Genomic DNA, 14,816 nt, shown 5'->3' with positions numbered 1-14,816 from the left:
CCAGCGCTGACATCAAAGCGAGGACAGCAGGTTGGCGGCTTCCTGCTTCAGCGAACCGCCGGCCTCGGCCACCAGTTCTTCCAGCACTTCGCGCGCGCCATCCTTGTCCCCCATGTCCAGATAGACACGGGCCAGATCCAGCTTGGTCGACAGTGGATCGTCCGACACCGACATGCCTTCGGTGCTGACTGCCGGCGTTTCCGCGCCCAGGCTGTCCAGACCGAAGTCGAAATCGACACTATTGGCATCCGGCTCGGCTGCGGCCAACGTTTCCAGCGGACTAGCGGCGCTCACCGGCTCGTCCAGCTGGAAATCGAAGTCCAGCATGTGCTTGTTCTCTTCCGGCTCCGGTTCGGGCGGTGCTGGTTCCGCCACCACCTGCTCGGTGCTGGCCAGCAGGCTTTCAATATCCAGCTCCGGCGCCAGCGCCTTGGGGGGCGCATCCACGGCGAACGGATCGTCGCCGAGCAGGGCCGCACGCAGTGGATCATCATCCACGGCCGGCGTAACCGGCTCTACCACTGCCGCAGCGGCGGCCGGCACACTACCCATCAGTTCGTTGTCGAGGTCGATGTCCATCGGTGACGCCGTGAAGGCACTGTCGGCCACCACCTCGCCGGCGACGGCAACACCGCCATACAGGACATTGGCGGGATCGATGCCGCGACCCAGTTTGGCGATCTTATCCCACAGCGTGCCCTGCCCGCCCAGCGCGTCGTGCAGCGCTCTGGCGTGCGGTTCGAAGGCGGCTCGGTCTTGGCGTGACGCATAGATTTCCAGCAGCTTGGCGCGCACCTCGTGCAGGGTCGGGTCTTTCGCCAGTGCTTCTTTCAGGATTTCCTCGGCCTGCTGGTCGCGGCCGTAGGCGAGGTAGACCTCGGCTTCGGCGATCGGGTCGACATCGCCGGCCTCGGCGCCGCCGGTACCGCTACGGGTGAAGTCGGTGAGGAAAGTATTACCGGCGGTCATCGGCTCGGTATTGGGCTGGTGCAGCGACTGCTTGCGCAGGGTGCTGGCCGCGCCAGCGTGGCCCGAACCCGCGGCACGACGGCGGCGCAGCATGATGATGGCCGCCAACCCCAGCAAGACCGCAGCCAGCGCACCGCCAATCAGCGGCAGGTAGGCCATGATCTGACCCAGCAACGGCTCGCCGCGCTCCTCGGCGGCCGGTGCCGGTTGCGGCGACGCCGCCGCCTGCAGCGCATTGAGGCGTTTTTCCAGTTCGGTGATTTTTTGCTGCGCCTGCTGCAGTTGCAGCGCCTGTTCGGAGACCACTGCAGAGGCATCAACGGCTGGCGCCGAGGCGGGAGCGGTCACCGGCTCCAGCTTCACCAGCTGTTCCGTAGGGGCAGCCGGTTTGGCGGGCGCCGGTGTTTCTGTCGGCGTCGCGGCGGCGGCGACAACGGGTGCTGCCGCAGTAGTCTGCGGGGCACGATCGGCGGCGAGAAGGCTGTTGCTGCGTTCGCGCCCGAGGGCACGGATTTGTGACAGTGACGGCACCTTCAGGCGGGCACCGGCACGCAACTGGTCGGGATTGCCGGCGACGAAGGCCTGCGGATTTGCCTCCAGCAGCGCAGCCATCACCTGGCGCAGCGAAACATTGGGCAGCGCCAATGACGCCGCCAGCTGGTGCAGGGTCTGCCCCGAGCGCACGCTGATACGGTCCGGCGGCGCACGATTGACGATTTCGCGCGCGGCACGCGGCGGAGACGGTAGCCTTGGCGCCGGTGCCAACCGCTCGCTCGGCGGACGGGCCGCAACCGGTGCCGGTGCCGGATTGGCCGGCAACGCATAATCGACCGGATCCAGCAGCACGGTATATTCGCGCACCGAACGGCTGCTCGGCATTTTCGCTTCCACCACAAAGCGAAGATAAGGCTCGCTGATCGGCGCCAGCGACGTGACCCGGATATACGGGCGGCCATTGGCACGCTGGGCCAGCGTGAAGCGCAGGCTGCTCAGCAGCGGCGCGTAATCGACTTTCAACTCGCGAAAGGTATCCAGGGTGGCCAGGCCAACCCGCTGCACATCGCCATCCGAGCTGCTCAGCTCGATTTCGGCACGCAACGGCTCGCCAAGATTGGACTTGACGACGACCCCCCCCAAACCCGCCCAGGCTGCAGAAGAAAATGCCACTGACAGCATTAATACGCTCAGTTTTTTCTTGGCCAGCATTCTTTTTTGCTACCTTTCGGTGTGTTGTTTTGCTCTAGCGCCGTTGCCGCTCATTTATCCACCATTTGTATAAGCGTGGTGACGGCCGATTTTTAAACCGGCCTGATAAATCTTGCAAGCGAATAGCCAAATCAGTATAGCGACATAGTACCTTGAGATTCCGGCTCAGGCAAAATAGCCACGCTTCATCAGGGCTGCGGCCAGCGCCACGCAAGGCTCTGCGGCACCCGCGCGGACATTGTCGGCCGCCAGCCAGAACGACACGGTACCACCGGCGGTCTGCCGCACGCGGCTGACCCAGACCGCTTCGTTGCCGGATGCTTCCAGTGGCGTGACATATGGCAGTTCGCCACGCGGATCGTCAACGATTTGCAGACCGCCAGCGGCCAGCAGTTCGCGCGCCTTGTCCGCATTCAACGGATCTCGGGTCTGCAGTGTCACCGCCCAGCCGTGGCCGAAGAAGACCGGCACCCGCACGCAGCTGGCCTCGACCCGCAGTTGCGGATTGCCCAGCACCTTGTGCAGCTCGTCGACCAGCGACTGTTCTTCTTCGCTGCTGCCCTGCTCGTCGACGTCGCCGATCAGCGGCAGCACGTTGAAGGAGATGCGCTTCTGGTAGACCTCCAGCTCGATGTCACGGGCGCCAAACAGCGCGGTGGTCTGGTTGGCCAGCTCTTCCAGCGCGGCGCGGCCGGTGCCGGATACCGACTGGTAGCTGGCGATGGTGACCCGCTCCAGACCGCTGGCCTGGAGTGCGGCCAACGCCTTGGCCACCGGTGTCACGGTGCAGTTCGGCACCGCCAGCAGCAGGCCTTCGCCGAGATCATCTAGCGCGGCGTCGTTGATGCCGGGCACCACCAGCGGCACGTCCTCGGACAGCCGGTATACCGAGCTGAAGTCGATCACGGCACAACCGGCGTTGCGTGCTTCCGGCACGAAGCGGCGCGACAGTTCGCTGCCGCCGACAAAGATCGCCAGCGAGGCGTTGGCAAAGTCAAAGTCATCCACCGTGGCCACATCCAGCTCGAGATTGCCCAGCGACACGGTTTCGCCGTCCTTTTCCGCCACATCCAGCGCAAACACGCGGCCGATCGGCAACGCACGTTCGGCCAGCAATTCAAGCACGGCCTCGCCAACCAGCGAGGTGGCACCAACAACAGCAATACGCAGGGTTTCAGACATTCTTTATCCAGTTCTAGAAAACGAAAAGGGCGCCGTTGGCGCCCTTGGCTAACAGTATCGCACTATTTTAGCGTTCAATCAGGATCCGCAACATACGGCGCAGCGGTTCGGCCGCACCCCACAGCAGCTGATCGCCAATCACGAAGGCCGACAGGTACTCGCCGCCCATGTTCAGTTTGCGCACGCGACCGACGCCGATCTGCAGACCGCCGGTGATGGCGGCCGGTGTCAATTCCTTGACGGTGATGTCGCGGTCGTTCGGCACCCACTTCACCCAATCGTTGCCGGACTTGATGATGGCCTCGATCTCTTCCAGCGGCAGGTCTTTTTTCAGCTTCACGGTCAGCGCCAGGCTGTGACAGCGCATGGCGCCGATGCGCACGCACAGGCCGTCGACCGGGATGGTCGCCGTGTTACCGAGGATCTTGTTGACCTCGGCCTGGCCCTTCCACTCTTCCTTGGACTGGCCGTTGTCGAGCTGCTTGTCGATCCACGGGATCAGGCCGCCGGCGAGTGGCGCGCCGAAGAACTCGGTCGGTACGTCTTCACGGATGGTGGCGGCAACCTTGCGGTCGATGTCGAGGATGGCGGACGATGGCGTGGCCAGCTCGTCGGCCACCGCGGCGTGCACCACGCCCATGCCCTTCAGCAGTTCGCGCATGTGGTTGGCGCCGCCGCCGGAGGCCGCCTGGTAGGTCATCGAGGACACCCACTCTACCAAGCCTTCGCGGAACAGCCCGCCCATACCCATCAGCATGATGGAGTTGGTGCAGTTGCCGCCGATGAAATCCTTGACGCCATTGGCGAGGCCGGCTTCGATCACGTTGTTGTTGACCGGGTCGAGCACGATGATGGCGTTGTCTTCCATGCGCAGCGTGGAGGCGGCATCGATCCAGTAGCCGTTCCAGCCGGCCTCGCGCAGCTTGGCGTACACCTCGGTGGTGTAGTCACCGCCCTGACAGGTGACGATGGCGTCCATCGCCTTCAGCTCGTCGATGTTGCGCGCGTCTTTCAGCGGCGGTACGTCGCGGCCAACGTTGGGGGCGGCACCACCGACATTGGAGGTCGTGAAAAACACCGGTTCGTCGATAACGGCAAAATCATTCTCTTCCAGCATGCGCTGCATCAGCACGGAACCGACCATGCCGCGCCAGCCAACAAAACCTACTCGCACGATAATTCTCCTGAATGTCTTGGGTGTTTGAAACTGTCTCGCCAGCCATCTCTTGACAGACCAGCTTTATGTAGTGATCAGCCCCATTGTGCAGGGCAACAGCGGCACGCACAATGGGGCTGACGTTTTTTATTCAAACAACATTAAAGATGCAAATTACAAGGCCGCAACCACCGCATTGCCCATGCCGGAGCAGCTGACTTTCTCGCAACCGGTCTCGAAGATATCGGCGGTGCGATAGCCCTGCGCCAGCACCGTTTTCACCGCGTTTTCCACGCGCTGGGCGGCGGCTTCCTGGTTGAAGGTGTAGCGCAGCATCATCGCCGCCGACAGGATGGTGGCCAGCGGGTTGGCCAGGTCCTTGCCGGCGATGTCCGGAGCGGAGCCGTGGCTAGGCTCGTACAGGCCCTTGTTGTTCTGGTCCAGCGATGCCGACGGCAGCATGCCGATGGAGCCTGTGAGCATCGAGGCCTCGTCGGACAGGATGTCGCCGAAGATGTTGCCGGTCACCATCACGTCGAACTGCTTCGGGTTGCGCACCAGCTGCATCGCGGCGTTGTCGACGTACATGTGCGACAGTTCCACCTGCGGGTACTCGCGCGCCACGTCGATCATGATTTCTTTCCAGAACTCGGTGGTCTCCAGCACGTTGGCCTTGTCCACCGAGCACAGCTTCTTGCCGCGCTTCATCGCGATGCCGAAGGCGACGTGGGCGATGCGGCGGATTTCGCCCTCGCTGTAGCGCATGGTGTTGTACGCCTCGCGCTCGCCCAACTCGTTGACGGCGATGCCGCGCGGCTGGCCGAAGTAGATGTCACCGGTCAGTTCGCGCACGATCATGATGTCGAGGCCGGACACCACTTCCGGCTTCAGCGTCGACGCGTTGGCCAGTTCCGGGTACAGGATGGCCGGACGCAGGTTGGCGAACAGGTTGAGGTCCTTGCGGATCGCCAGCAGGCCACGCTCCGGGCGCAGCGCGCGCTCCAGATTGTCGTACTGCGGGCCACCAACGGCGCCGAGCAGCACCGCGTCGGCGTCGCGACACAGGTTCTGCGTGAACGACGGGTAGGGATGGCCGAACTCGTCGTAGGCGGCGCCACCCAGCGGCGCCTGCTCCATCTCGATCGGCAGGCCGTCGCTGCGCAACACTTCCAGCACGCGCTGCGCCTGGGCAATGATTTCCGGACCGATGCCGTCACCTGGCAAGACTGCAATTTTCATGATCTTTATCCCGTAGCGTGGAGGACAAGGTTGGCCGCACTGCGGTCAACCTTTGGTGGTGAGTTCAGGCAAACAGCCACGGCTGCGCCGCGCGGTGCTTGCTTTCGAAGGCCTTGATCTCGGCTTCGTGCTTCAACGTCAGGCCGATCTCGTCCAGACCGCCGAGCAGGCAGTGCTTGCGATGCTCGGTGATGTCGAAGGCAAACACCTTGCCGGACGGCGTGGTGATGGTCTGCGTCGGCAGGTCCACCTGCAGCGTGTAGCCTTCGGCCGCTTCGCATTCGCGGAACAGCTGGTCGACCACTTCCGCCGGCTGCACGATGGGCAACAGGCCGTTCTTGTAGCAGTTGTTGAAGAAAATGTCGGCGAACGACGGCGCGATCACCACGCGGAAGCCCTGGTCTTCCAGTGCCCACGGCGCGTGCTCACGCGAAGAGCCGCAGCCGAAGTTCTCGCGCGCCAGCAGTACCTGCGCGCCAGCGTAGCGCGGGAAGTTGAGCACGAAGTCCGGGTTCAGCGGCCGCTGGCTGTTGTCCATGCCCGGCTCGCCGTGATCGAGGTAGCGCCACTCGTCGAACAGGTTGGGGCCGAAGCCGGAACGCTTGATCGACTTCAGGAATTGCTTGGGAATGATCGCGTCGGTATCGACGTTGGCGCGATCCAGCGGGCACACGAGGCCGTCAAGGGTGGTAAATGCCTTCATTGTGCTGCCCTTTCGATGGCGGAACCTGCGTTTCTGAGATCCTGGCCGACACCGGCCACGGTATTGCATCCGGTGACTGCCGCCAGCAAGGCCAGCGCAGTCAGAAGTCGCGTTGTCATGTCTGTTCTCCTAGCTCTGGCCCGCTTACAGCGCGCGAATGTCGACGAAGTGGCCGGCCACCGCAGCGGCAGCAGCCATCGCCGGGCTGACCAGGTGGGTACGGCCGCCCTGGCCCTGACGGCCTTCAAAGTTGCGGTTGGAGGTGGACGCGCAACGCTCGCCCGGCTGCAGGCGGTCGGCGTTCATCGCCAGGCACATCGAGCAACCCGGCTCGCGCCATTCGAAACCGGCGGCGACAAACACCTTATCCAGCCCCTCGGCCTCGGCCTGCGCCTTGACCAGACCAGAGCCCGGCACCACCAACACCTGCTTGACGTTGGCCGCCTTGCTGCGGCCCTTGGCCACTGCAGCGGCCTCGCGCAGGTCTTCGATACGGCTGTTGGTACAGGAGCCGATGAACACGATGTCCACCGGAATCTCGTTGATCGGGGTATTGGCCTGCAGGCCCATATAGGCCAGCGCGCGCTCCATGGAACCCTTCTTCACCGGATCGCTTTCCTGCGCCGGGTCCGGCACGCGGCCGTTGATGTCGGTTACCATTTCCGGCGAGGTGCCCCAGGTCACCTGCGGCTGGATGGCGGCGGCATCGAGCACCACCACCTCGTCAAACTGCGCGCCGTCGTCGCTGTGCAAGGTGTTCCAGTACGCCACGGCGGCGTCCCACTGCTCGGCCTTCGGCGCGAACGGGCGCCCCTTCACGTAGTCGATGGTTTTCTGGTCCACCGCCACCAGGCCGGAGCGGGCGCCGGCTTCGATGGCCATATTGCACAGGCTCATGCGGCCTTCCATCGACAGCTCGCGGATCGCTTCGCCGCCGAACTCGATGGCGTAGCCGGTACCGCCGGCGGTGCCGATCTTGCCGATGATCGCCAGCGCCACGTCCTTGCCGGTAATGCCGGCCGGCAGCTTGCCGTCGACGCGCACCAGCATGTTCTTGGATTTCTTCGCCACCAGCGTCTGGGTCGCCATCACGTGCTCGACCTCGGAGGTGCCGATGCCGTGCGCCAGCGCGCCGAAAGCGCCGTGGGTGGAGGTATGGCTGTCACCACAGACCACGGTCATGCCCGGCAGGGTGGCGCCCTGCTCCGGCCCCATCACGTGCACGATGCCCTGGCCCTTGTCCTTGAACGGGAAGTAGGCCAGCGCGCCGAAGGCCTTGATGTTGGCGTCCAGCGTTTCCACCTGCTGGCGCGAGATCGGGTCCTTGATACCCTCGTCCCAGTGGTCGGTCGGCGTATTGTGGTCGGCGGTCGACACCACCGAGTCCACGCGCCACAGCGGACGATTGGCCAGCTTCAGGCCTTCGAAGGCTTGCGGGCTGGTCACTTCGTGGACCAAGTGACGGTCAATATAGAGCAATACGGTGCCGTCTGCTTCTTCGTGCACCACGTGGCTGCTCCACAGCTTGTCGTAGAGGGTCTGTGCGGTCATGGTTCTGCTTTCCCGATGAGTTTGCCGACAACATTCCGGCAGTGGATCCGGTCATTCTGTCACGTCCGCCCGAGGCGGAACAAGCCGCTGCGGCCAACCCTGGGCCGGCAGCCGGCCGTGCGTAGTAGCCCTATCATTGATCAAACCGGTTCCTAGTACAAGATAAGCATTTATACTAGTAGTAACACTACCAAGATGAGCCGCCACCACCATGAACGACGAGCGCAACACCAGCCCGCTAGGCGACTTTATCCGCAGCCACCGCGAGCGCGTGTCGCCGCAGCAGGCCGGCCTGCCCGCCGGCAGCCGTCGCCGCGCCAAGGGCCTGCGCCGCGAGGAAGTCGCCGCGCTGTGCGGCATCAGCCCGACCTGGCTGACCTGGATCGAGCAGGGTCGCACGCAGTCGGTATCGGCCGCCACGCTGGCGCGGCTGGCCGACGCGCTGCTGCTGAGCCGCGCCGAACGCGACTACCTGTTCAACCTCGCCGGGCAGAAAAACCCGGACGACGCCCACCTCGCCAGCGATCCGGAGGCGCAGCAGGCGCTGGCGCTGGCGGTCGGCAAGATCGCCGACCCGGCCTATGTGCTGGACGGGCTATGGTTCGTGCCGGCGTGGAACGCGCAGGCTGCCACCCTGTTCCGCGGCTGGCTGGACCAGCCGGAGCCGCGCCACAACCTGCTGCACTTCATGTTCCTGCACCCGCTGGCGCCGCAGCTGGTCGACGACTGGCCGACACGGGCGCGCCGCATGGTGGCGGAATTCCGCGCCGAGACCAGCGCCCGTCGCGATGACGGCGAAGTCGGCACCCTGCTCGACGGCCTGCGCCGACAGAGCGGCGACTTCGACAGCCTGTGGCGGCAGCAGGACGTGCAGGGCCGCGAAGGCGGCGAGCGCGCGTTCAACCACGCACAACTGGGACGGGTCAGTTACCAACAGCTGACGCTGCGGCTGGCCAATGCGCCGGGACTGAAGCTGGTGATGCTGCTGTCGAGCTGAGTGCGGCGGTTGCGGCCAACCTTTGGTCTCAGCCGTGCGCCGGGGTACGCAGCCAGCGCCAGCACACCAGCACGCCGATGAAGGTCACCAGCGCGGACACGGCAAAGGTCAGCGTCACCCCGCCATGCGGCCACAGCACGCCGCCGAGCAGGCCGCCGGCGCTGCCGCCGACGCCGAAGGAGGCGATCACGTACAGGCCCTGGCCGCGCGCCTGGTGCTGCTCGGCAAAGTAGCGGTGGATCAGCCCCACCGCCGCCGCGTGGTGCACGCCGAAGGTGAAGGCGTGCAGCGTCTGCGCGAACACCGCCACCGCCGGCTGCGCCAGCAGCAGTGCAATCAGCACGAAGCGCAGCGCGGTCACCAACAGCGAGGCCAGCATCAGTTGTTCCAGCGCGAAGCGCGCCATCAGCCGCGGCATCAGCAGGAAGACGCCGATCTCGCAGATCACCCCCACCGACCACAGCCAGCCGATGGCGCTCTTGCCGTAGCCGGCCTGCTGCAGGCCGATCGAATAGAAGGTGTAGTAAGGCCCCATGCCGAAGGCGAGCAGGAAGCAGCAGGCGAACAGCGCCAGCACCTGCGGCCGGCGCAGGGTGCCGGCAATCGACTGCCGCACCGCAGTGCGCGGCGCGGCGTGTACCTCCGGCACGAACCAGGCGGCCAGCGCGATCAGCAGCAGCAACGCCAGCACCGCCCACGGCAGGTTGCGAAGCCCGATCAGCTCCAGCAAGGCACCACCGACCAGCGACAGCGTGACAAAACCGATCGAGCCCCACACCCGCACCCGGCTGTAGCGTCCCGGCGTCGCGCGCGTCAGGTGCGCGGTGCTGGCCTCGACCAGCGGCAGCGCCGCCGCCCAGAAGAAGTGCGATACCGCCAGACTGACGAACACCCACCAGAAGCCGTTGTCCAGCCCGACGAACGCAAACGCCAGCGCCGACAGCAGCGAGGTCGACAGGATGATGCTGCGCCGCCGGCCGCGCCTGTCAGCCAGCCAGCCCCACAGCCCCGGCGCCACGATGCGTGCCAGCGTCGACAGCGCCATCAGCACCGAGATCTGCACCGTGCTGAACGCCAGCGACTCCAGATACAGCCCCCAGAACGGGCCGAACAGGCCCTGGAAGGCGAAATAGCTGAAGTAGAACGCGGCGAACGGACGCAGGTCGGCAACGGCGGGCATGGCGGATTTTCTTTCAGGCAAGGGCAAAAACAGGCGCGGGGCGGCATGATAGCGCCATTGCCGGCCCCCGCCTATCGCTCACCAGCTGTCCTTGAAACGGGAGATGTCGCGGCGCGCCTTTTTCGTCGGCCGGCCGTCGCCGTGCGGGTAGCTGGCGTGTTCGGCCTTTTGCAGCGCGATCTGGTGTTCGCGCGCGGCCACCGACGCCTCGCTCTCGCTGTACAGCAGCTGCGCCTCCCTAGCCGGGCGCCGCTGCGTCGCCAGCGCCAGGATGGTGACCTTGTACTCCAGCCGCTCGATGCGGATCAACAACTGGTCGCCCTCCTTCGCCACCCGCGAGCCCTTGACCCGCTCGCCGTCAACCAGCACCCGCCCCAGCTCCAGCGCCTCGTGTGCCAGCTGCCGCGTTTTGTAAAAGCGCGCCGCCCACAGCCACTTGTCCAGCCGCACCTTGTCGTCATCCGCGCCTGCGGCCAACCTTGCCTTGCTCATGGCGCAACCTGCCACGCCGCCTGCAGTAGTCCCGGCAGTTCCAGCTGCAGACGGTCGCCCCCTTGCAACCGCCCCACCCCTTCCGGCGTACCGGTAAACACCAGATCACCGGCACGCAGGCCGTAGATGCGCGACAGGTAGCTGACGATGGTCGCCACCGGGAACTGCATCAGCGCGGTGTCGCCGTGCTGGCGCAGCTCGCCGTTGATGCGAAGGCTGAACTGCAGCCGCGCCGGATCGGCAACAAGGTTGGCCGCAACGAAATCCGACACACAGGCGGCGCCGCGAAAGCCCTTGGCCTTGGTCCATGGCAGTCCCTTGGCCTTGACCTCCGACTGCACATCGCGCGCGGTCAGGTCCAGGCCGAGGCCGTAGCCGGCGATGCAGGACAGCGCCGCGGCTTCGTCGACGTGGTCGGCGTCCTTGCCAATCAGCAACACCAGCTCGCACTCGTAGTGCACCTCCTGCGAGTAGTCCGGCAGCACGATGGGGCTGCCCTCGTGCAGCAGCGCCGCGTTCGGCTTCAGGAACACCACCGGTTCGCTTTCCACCGCATTGCCAAGCTCGGCGGCATGGGCGGCGTAATTGCGCCCGATGCAGAACACCGTATTCACCCGCTGCGCGGTCTCCGACAGCTGCACGTGCATGAATGTTTCCTTTTCTGAAATGGGTATGGGTGGCCTGCCGGCCGCGGCAGTGCTGCCATGCAAAACGGGCCGGCGACAGGCAGAGCACCACCACGGTTGCAGTATGATTTTCCTGTCGCCACAGGGCAACCTTGCCGCTACGGCGGCCAACCTCGCCAGTTCGCCTTGGGCCAGCGATTGATGCATCGCAACATACCAAAAGCATGAGACAAGTTATACTGCTGCCATCATCCGCACCACCCGCCCGAACAACTGTTCTTGCCGCTGCTGGCATGGCGTTTGCGAGCCCGCAACGATATTCCTGCGCTGCAACAATAAGGCGCTGTGTTTTGTCATAAAGCGGTGGTACAGTCGTAACCATCTACCGACAGTGCCAGCAAGAAAACAGCCTGCATGCAGGGCGGGATGGTGCTTGATCGTCTTTCCACTTTCGAAGGAGAACCAATGAGCCAGGAAACCCCCAACCCGCTGGACAGCTTTTTTGCCAATCTGTCCGAGGCCAATCAAAAGTGGATGCAGCAGTTCGTCAACTCCATGAGCAGCGGCCTGACGCCGCAAGATGCCGCCAACCCGATGGCCGGCGCCTGGAACCAGATGGTCAACAACGCCACCCAGTTCATCGCGATGCAGAACAACCTGTACCAGCAGCAGATGAACCTGTGGATGCAGTTCCTGGGCCAGAACGGTGCTGCCGCTGCCCCGGCGGCGAGCACTGACCGCCGTTTCTCGGCACCGGAATGGAACGAGCATCCGTTCTACAGCTTCATCAAGCAAAGCTACCTACTGACCTCGAAATGGATGACCGACCTCGCCGACCAGACCCATCTGGAAGGCGAAGACAAGGAACGGCTGGCCTTCATCACCCGCCAGTACGTCGACGCCATGGCGCCGACCAACTTCATGCTGACCAATCCGGAAGTGATCAAGCAGGCCATCGAGACCAAGGGCGAGAGCCTGGTCGAAGGCATGAAGAACATGATGGAAGACATCCAGAAGGGTCACATCTCGATGTCGGACGAAACCAAGTTCGAGATCGGCAAGAACATTGCCTGCACCCCGGGCGAAGTGGTGTTCCGCAACGACCTGATGGAGCTGATCCAGTACACGCCGACCACCGGCGAAGTGTACGAAAAGCCGCTGCTGATCGTGCCGCCGTGCGTCAACAAGTACTACCTGATGGACCTGCAGCCGGACAACTCCATGGTGCGCCACTTCGTGGCCCAGGGTTACCGCGTGTTCCTGGTCAGCTGGAAATCGGCGACGCCGGAGATGCGGCAGTACCAGTGGGACAACTACATTGAGGAAGGCGTGATCGCCGCCGCCGAAGCGGTACGCAAGATCACCAAGCAGAGCAGCATGAACGCGCTGGGCTTCTGCATCGGCGGCGTGATCCTCACCACCGCGCTGTGCGTGATGGAAGCGCGCGGCCTGAACTACATCGATTCCGCCACCTTCATGACCTCGCTGATCGACCACACCGATCCGGGCGAGATCAAGGTGTTCCTCGATGACAACTTCTTCAAGGGCCGCGCCGCCAAACTGGCCGCCGGCAACGGCGGCATCGTCAGCGGCAAGGAGCTGGGCCGTACCTTTGCCAGCCTGCGCGCCAACGACCTGGTGTGGAACTACGTGGTCAACAACTACCTGCTGGGCAAGACGCCGCCACCGTTCGACCTCTTGTACTGGAACAACGACGCGGTGGATCTGCCGATGCCGATGCACACCTTCTTCCTGCGCGAGTTCTACGACCGCAACGCGCTGACCAAGCCGGACAGCATCACGCTGTGCGGCGTCAGCATCGACGTGCGCAAGATCAAGGTGCCGGTGTACATCTTCGCCGCGCGTGAAGACCACATCGTGCCGTGGAAATCGGCCTTCGACGGCGTCAAGTTCCTGGAAGGCGCCGCCTCGCGCCGCTTCATCCTCGGCGCTTCCGGCCACATCGCCGGCTCCATCAACCCGGTAACCAAGGACAAGCGCAACTACTGGGTCAATGAAACCCTGGCCGCCGATGCCGATACCTGGCTGGAAACCGCGCAGAGCATGCCTGGCAGCTGGTGGAAAGACTGGGACGGCTGGCTGGCACCGCAGTCAGGCAAGAAAGTGGCCGCACCGAAGGCAATGGGCAGCAAGGAATTGCCGCCGCTGTGCCCGGCACCAGGTCTGTACGTGCAGGCCAAAGCCATGCCGCAACTGGCGGCCATGCAGTAATCAACCCGGTTCATGATTGTGCTACAGTGTTTCTTGTGCGTCGCACAACAGCACTGTAGCCAATAATAAGCAAACACACTCGTGGAGAAACTCTCATGCAAGATATCGTGATCGTTGCCGCCCTGCGTACCGCTGTCGGCAGCTTTGGTGGTTCGCTGTCCAAAATCCCGGCGCCGGAGCTGGGTGCAACCGTTATCAAGGGTTTGCTGGCAAAGACCGGCGTGCAGCCGGAAGCAGTGAGCGAAGTGATCCTCGGTCAGGTGCTGACCGCCGGCGCCGGCCAGAACCCGGCGCGCCAGGCGCTGATCAAGGCCGGCCTGCCGGTGTCGACCCCGGCCTCTACCCTCAACGTGGTGTGCGGCTCCGGCCTGCGCGCCGTGCACCTCGGTGCCCAGGCCATCGCCAACGGCGATGCCGAAATCGTGATCGCCGGCGGCCAGGAAAGCATGTCGCTGTCGCCGCACATCCTGCCGGGCTCGCGTGACGGTTTCCGCATGGGCAACGCCCAACTGGTGGACACCATGGTCGCCGACGGCCTCACCGACGTCTACAACCAGTACCACATGGGCATCACCGCCGAAAACGTGGCTGCCAAGTACGAGATCAGCCGCGACGAGCAGGACGCGCTGGCACTGGCGTCGCAGAACCGCGCCGAAGCCGCACAAAAAGCCGGCAAGTTCGCCGACGAAATCGTGCCGGTACTGGTACCGCAACGCAAGGGCGACCCGGTTGCCTTCGCCAGCGACGAATACATCAAGGTTGGCACCACCGCCGAATCGCTGGCCAAGCTGCGCCCGGCATTCAAGAAAGACGGTTCCGTGACCGCCGGTAACGCCTCCGGCATCAACGACGGCGCCGCCGCGGTGATGCTGATGACCGCTGCCAAGGCCGCCGAACTGGGCCTGACGCCACTGGCCACCATCAAGTCCTACGCACTGACTGGCTGCGCGCCGGAAATCATGGGCATCGGCCCGGTCGCCGCCACCCGCAAGGCGCTGGACAAGGCCGGCTGGAAAGTGGAAGACCTCGACCTGGTGGAAGCCAATGAAGCCTTCGCCGCACAGGCTCTGGGCGTAGCAAAAGAGCTGGGCTGGGGTGCCGACAAGGTCAACGTCAACGGCGGCGCCATTGCGCTGGGTCACCCGATCGGCGCTTCCGGCTGCCGCGTGCTGGTCACCCTGCTGCACGAAATGCAGCGTCGCGATGCCAAAAAAGGCCTGGCGACACTGTGCATCGGTGGCGGCATGGGCGTGGCGCTGGCGGTAGAACGCAAGTAAGCCTGC

13 protein-coding genes are annotated in these 14,816 nt (G+C 64.4%); 3 read left to right on the top strand and 10 right to left on the bottom strand.

The window, feature by feature from the left end:
• Positions 1 to 12: 12 nt before the first annotated feature.
• From C8E02_RS12245 to leuC, 7 genes are all read right to left on the bottom strand, one after another.
• The gene (locus C8E02_RS12245) at positions 13 to 2,145 is read right to left on the bottom strand and encodes a motility hub landmark protein FimV (RefSeq protein ID WP_170152160.1); all 2,133 of its coding nucleotides are present in this window, start codon (positions 2,143 to 2,145) and stop codon (positions 13 to 15) included.
• Between the two features lie 195 nt (positions 2,146 to 2,340).
• Entirely contained in the window at positions 2,341 to 3,357 is a 1,017-nt protein-coding gene (locus tag C8E02_RS12240; RefSeq protein ID WP_120811075.1) for an aspartate-semialdehyde dehydrogenase, read from the bottom strand.
• Between the two features lie 67 nt (positions 3,358 to 3,424).
• Positions 3,425 to 4,531 (bottom strand): aspartate-semialdehyde dehydrogenase, encoded by a 1,107-nt coding sequence (gene asd, locus C8E02_RS12235; RefSeq protein ID WP_211329242.1) that lies wholly within the window; start codon positions 4,529 to 4,531, stop codon positions 3,425 to 3,427.
• Positions 4,532 to 4,687: 156 nt separating this feature from the next.
• Positions 4,688 to 5,752 carry a 3-isopropylmalate dehydrogenase gene (gene leuB, locus C8E02_RS12230; RefSeq protein ID WP_047967131.1) on the bottom strand — a complete coding sequence of 355 codons (1,065 nt, stop codon included), beginning with the start codon at positions 5,750 to 5,752 and terminating at the stop codon, positions 4,688 to 4,690.
• A gap of 64 nt (positions 5,753 to 5,816) precedes the next feature.
• Positions 5,817 to 6,455: a 3-isopropylmalate dehydratase small subunit gene (leuD, locus tag C8E02_RS12225; RefSeq protein ID WP_047967132.1), complete on the bottom strand. Its 639-nt coding sequence runs from the start codon at positions 6,453 to 6,455 to the stop codon at positions 5,817 to 5,819.
• Positions 6,452 to 6,574, bottom strand: a complete 123-nt coding sequence (locus C8E02_RS12220) for an entericidin A/B family lipoprotein (protein ID WP_120811071.1) — start codon at positions 6,572 to 6,574, stop codon at positions 6,452 to 6,454. Before C8E02_RS12220 ends, leuD begins: the two co-directional genes overlap by 4 nt.
• Positions 6,575 to 6,599: 25 nt before the next feature.
• The gene (gene leuC / locus C8E02_RS12215) at positions 6,600 to 8,006 is read right to left on the bottom strand and encodes a 3-isopropylmalate dehydratase large subunit (RefSeq protein WP_047967133.1); all 1,407 of its coding nucleotides are present in this window, start codon (positions 8,004 to 8,006) and stop codon (positions 6,600 to 6,602) included.
• A 211-nt stretch (positions 8,007 to 8,217) separates the two neighbouring features.
• On the opposite strand from leuC, the gene C8E02_RS12210 reads away from it, so the two are divergent.
• Positions 8,218 to 9,003: a helix-turn-helix transcriptional regulator gene (locus C8E02_RS12210; protein ID WP_120811069.1), complete on the top strand. Its 786-nt coding sequence runs from the start codon at positions 8,218 to 8,220 to the stop codon at positions 9,001 to 9,003.
• A 28-nt stretch (positions 9,004 to 9,031) separates the two neighbouring features.
• Here the strand turns inward: C8E02_RS12210 and C8E02_RS12205 are convergent, their stop codons facing one another.
• The 3 genes from C8E02_RS12205 to C8E02_RS12195 form a co-directional block, all read right to left on the bottom strand.
• Positions 9,032 to 10,183, bottom strand: coding sequence for an MFS transporter (locus C8E02_RS12205; protein ID WP_120811067.1), 1,152 nt, complete (start codon positions 10,181 to 10,183; stop codon positions 9,032 to 9,034).
• Between the two features lie 78 nt (positions 10,184 to 10,261).
• Entirely contained in the window at positions 10,262 to 10,675 is a 414-nt protein-coding gene (locus C8E02_RS12200; RefSeq protein WP_120811065.1) for an RNA-binding S4 domain-containing protein, read from the bottom strand.
• Entirely contained in the window at positions 10,672 to 11,322 is a 651-nt protein-coding gene (locus C8E02_RS12195; protein ID WP_120811063.1) for a fumarylacetoacetate hydrolase family protein, read from the bottom strand. The genes C8E02_RS12200 and C8E02_RS12195 overlap by 4 nt, the downstream gene beginning before the upstream one ends.
• Positions 11,323 to 11,766: 444 nt before the next feature.
• On the opposite strand from C8E02_RS12195, the gene C8E02_RS12190 reads away from it, so the two are divergent.
• Both C8E02_RS12190 and C8E02_RS12185 read left to right on the top strand, forming a co-directional pair.
• Positions 11,767 to 13,533 (top strand): PHA/PHB synthase family protein, encoded by a 1,767-nt coding sequence (locus C8E02_RS12190; RefSeq protein WP_047967137.1) that lies wholly within the window; start codon positions 11,767 to 11,769, stop codon positions 13,531 to 13,533.
• Positions 13,534 to 13,628: 95 nt separating this feature from the next.
• On the top strand, positions 13,629 to 14,810 hold the full coding sequence (locus C8E02_RS12185; RefSeq protein WP_120811061.1) for an acetyl-CoA C-acetyltransferase: 1,182 nt from the start codon (positions 13,629 to 13,631) through the stop codon (positions 14,808 to 14,810).
• Positions 14,811 to 14,816: the final 6 nt, after the last annotated feature.

This window comes from Vogesella indigofera (genome assembly GCF_003633895.1).
Taxonomy (GTDB): domain Bacteria; phylum Pseudomonadota; class Gammaproteobacteria; order Burkholderiales; family Chromobacteriaceae; genus Vogesella; species Vogesella indigofera.
Note: the sequence above shows the minus strand (reverse complement) of the source record. Positions and strands in the feature narration are given on the sequence as shown.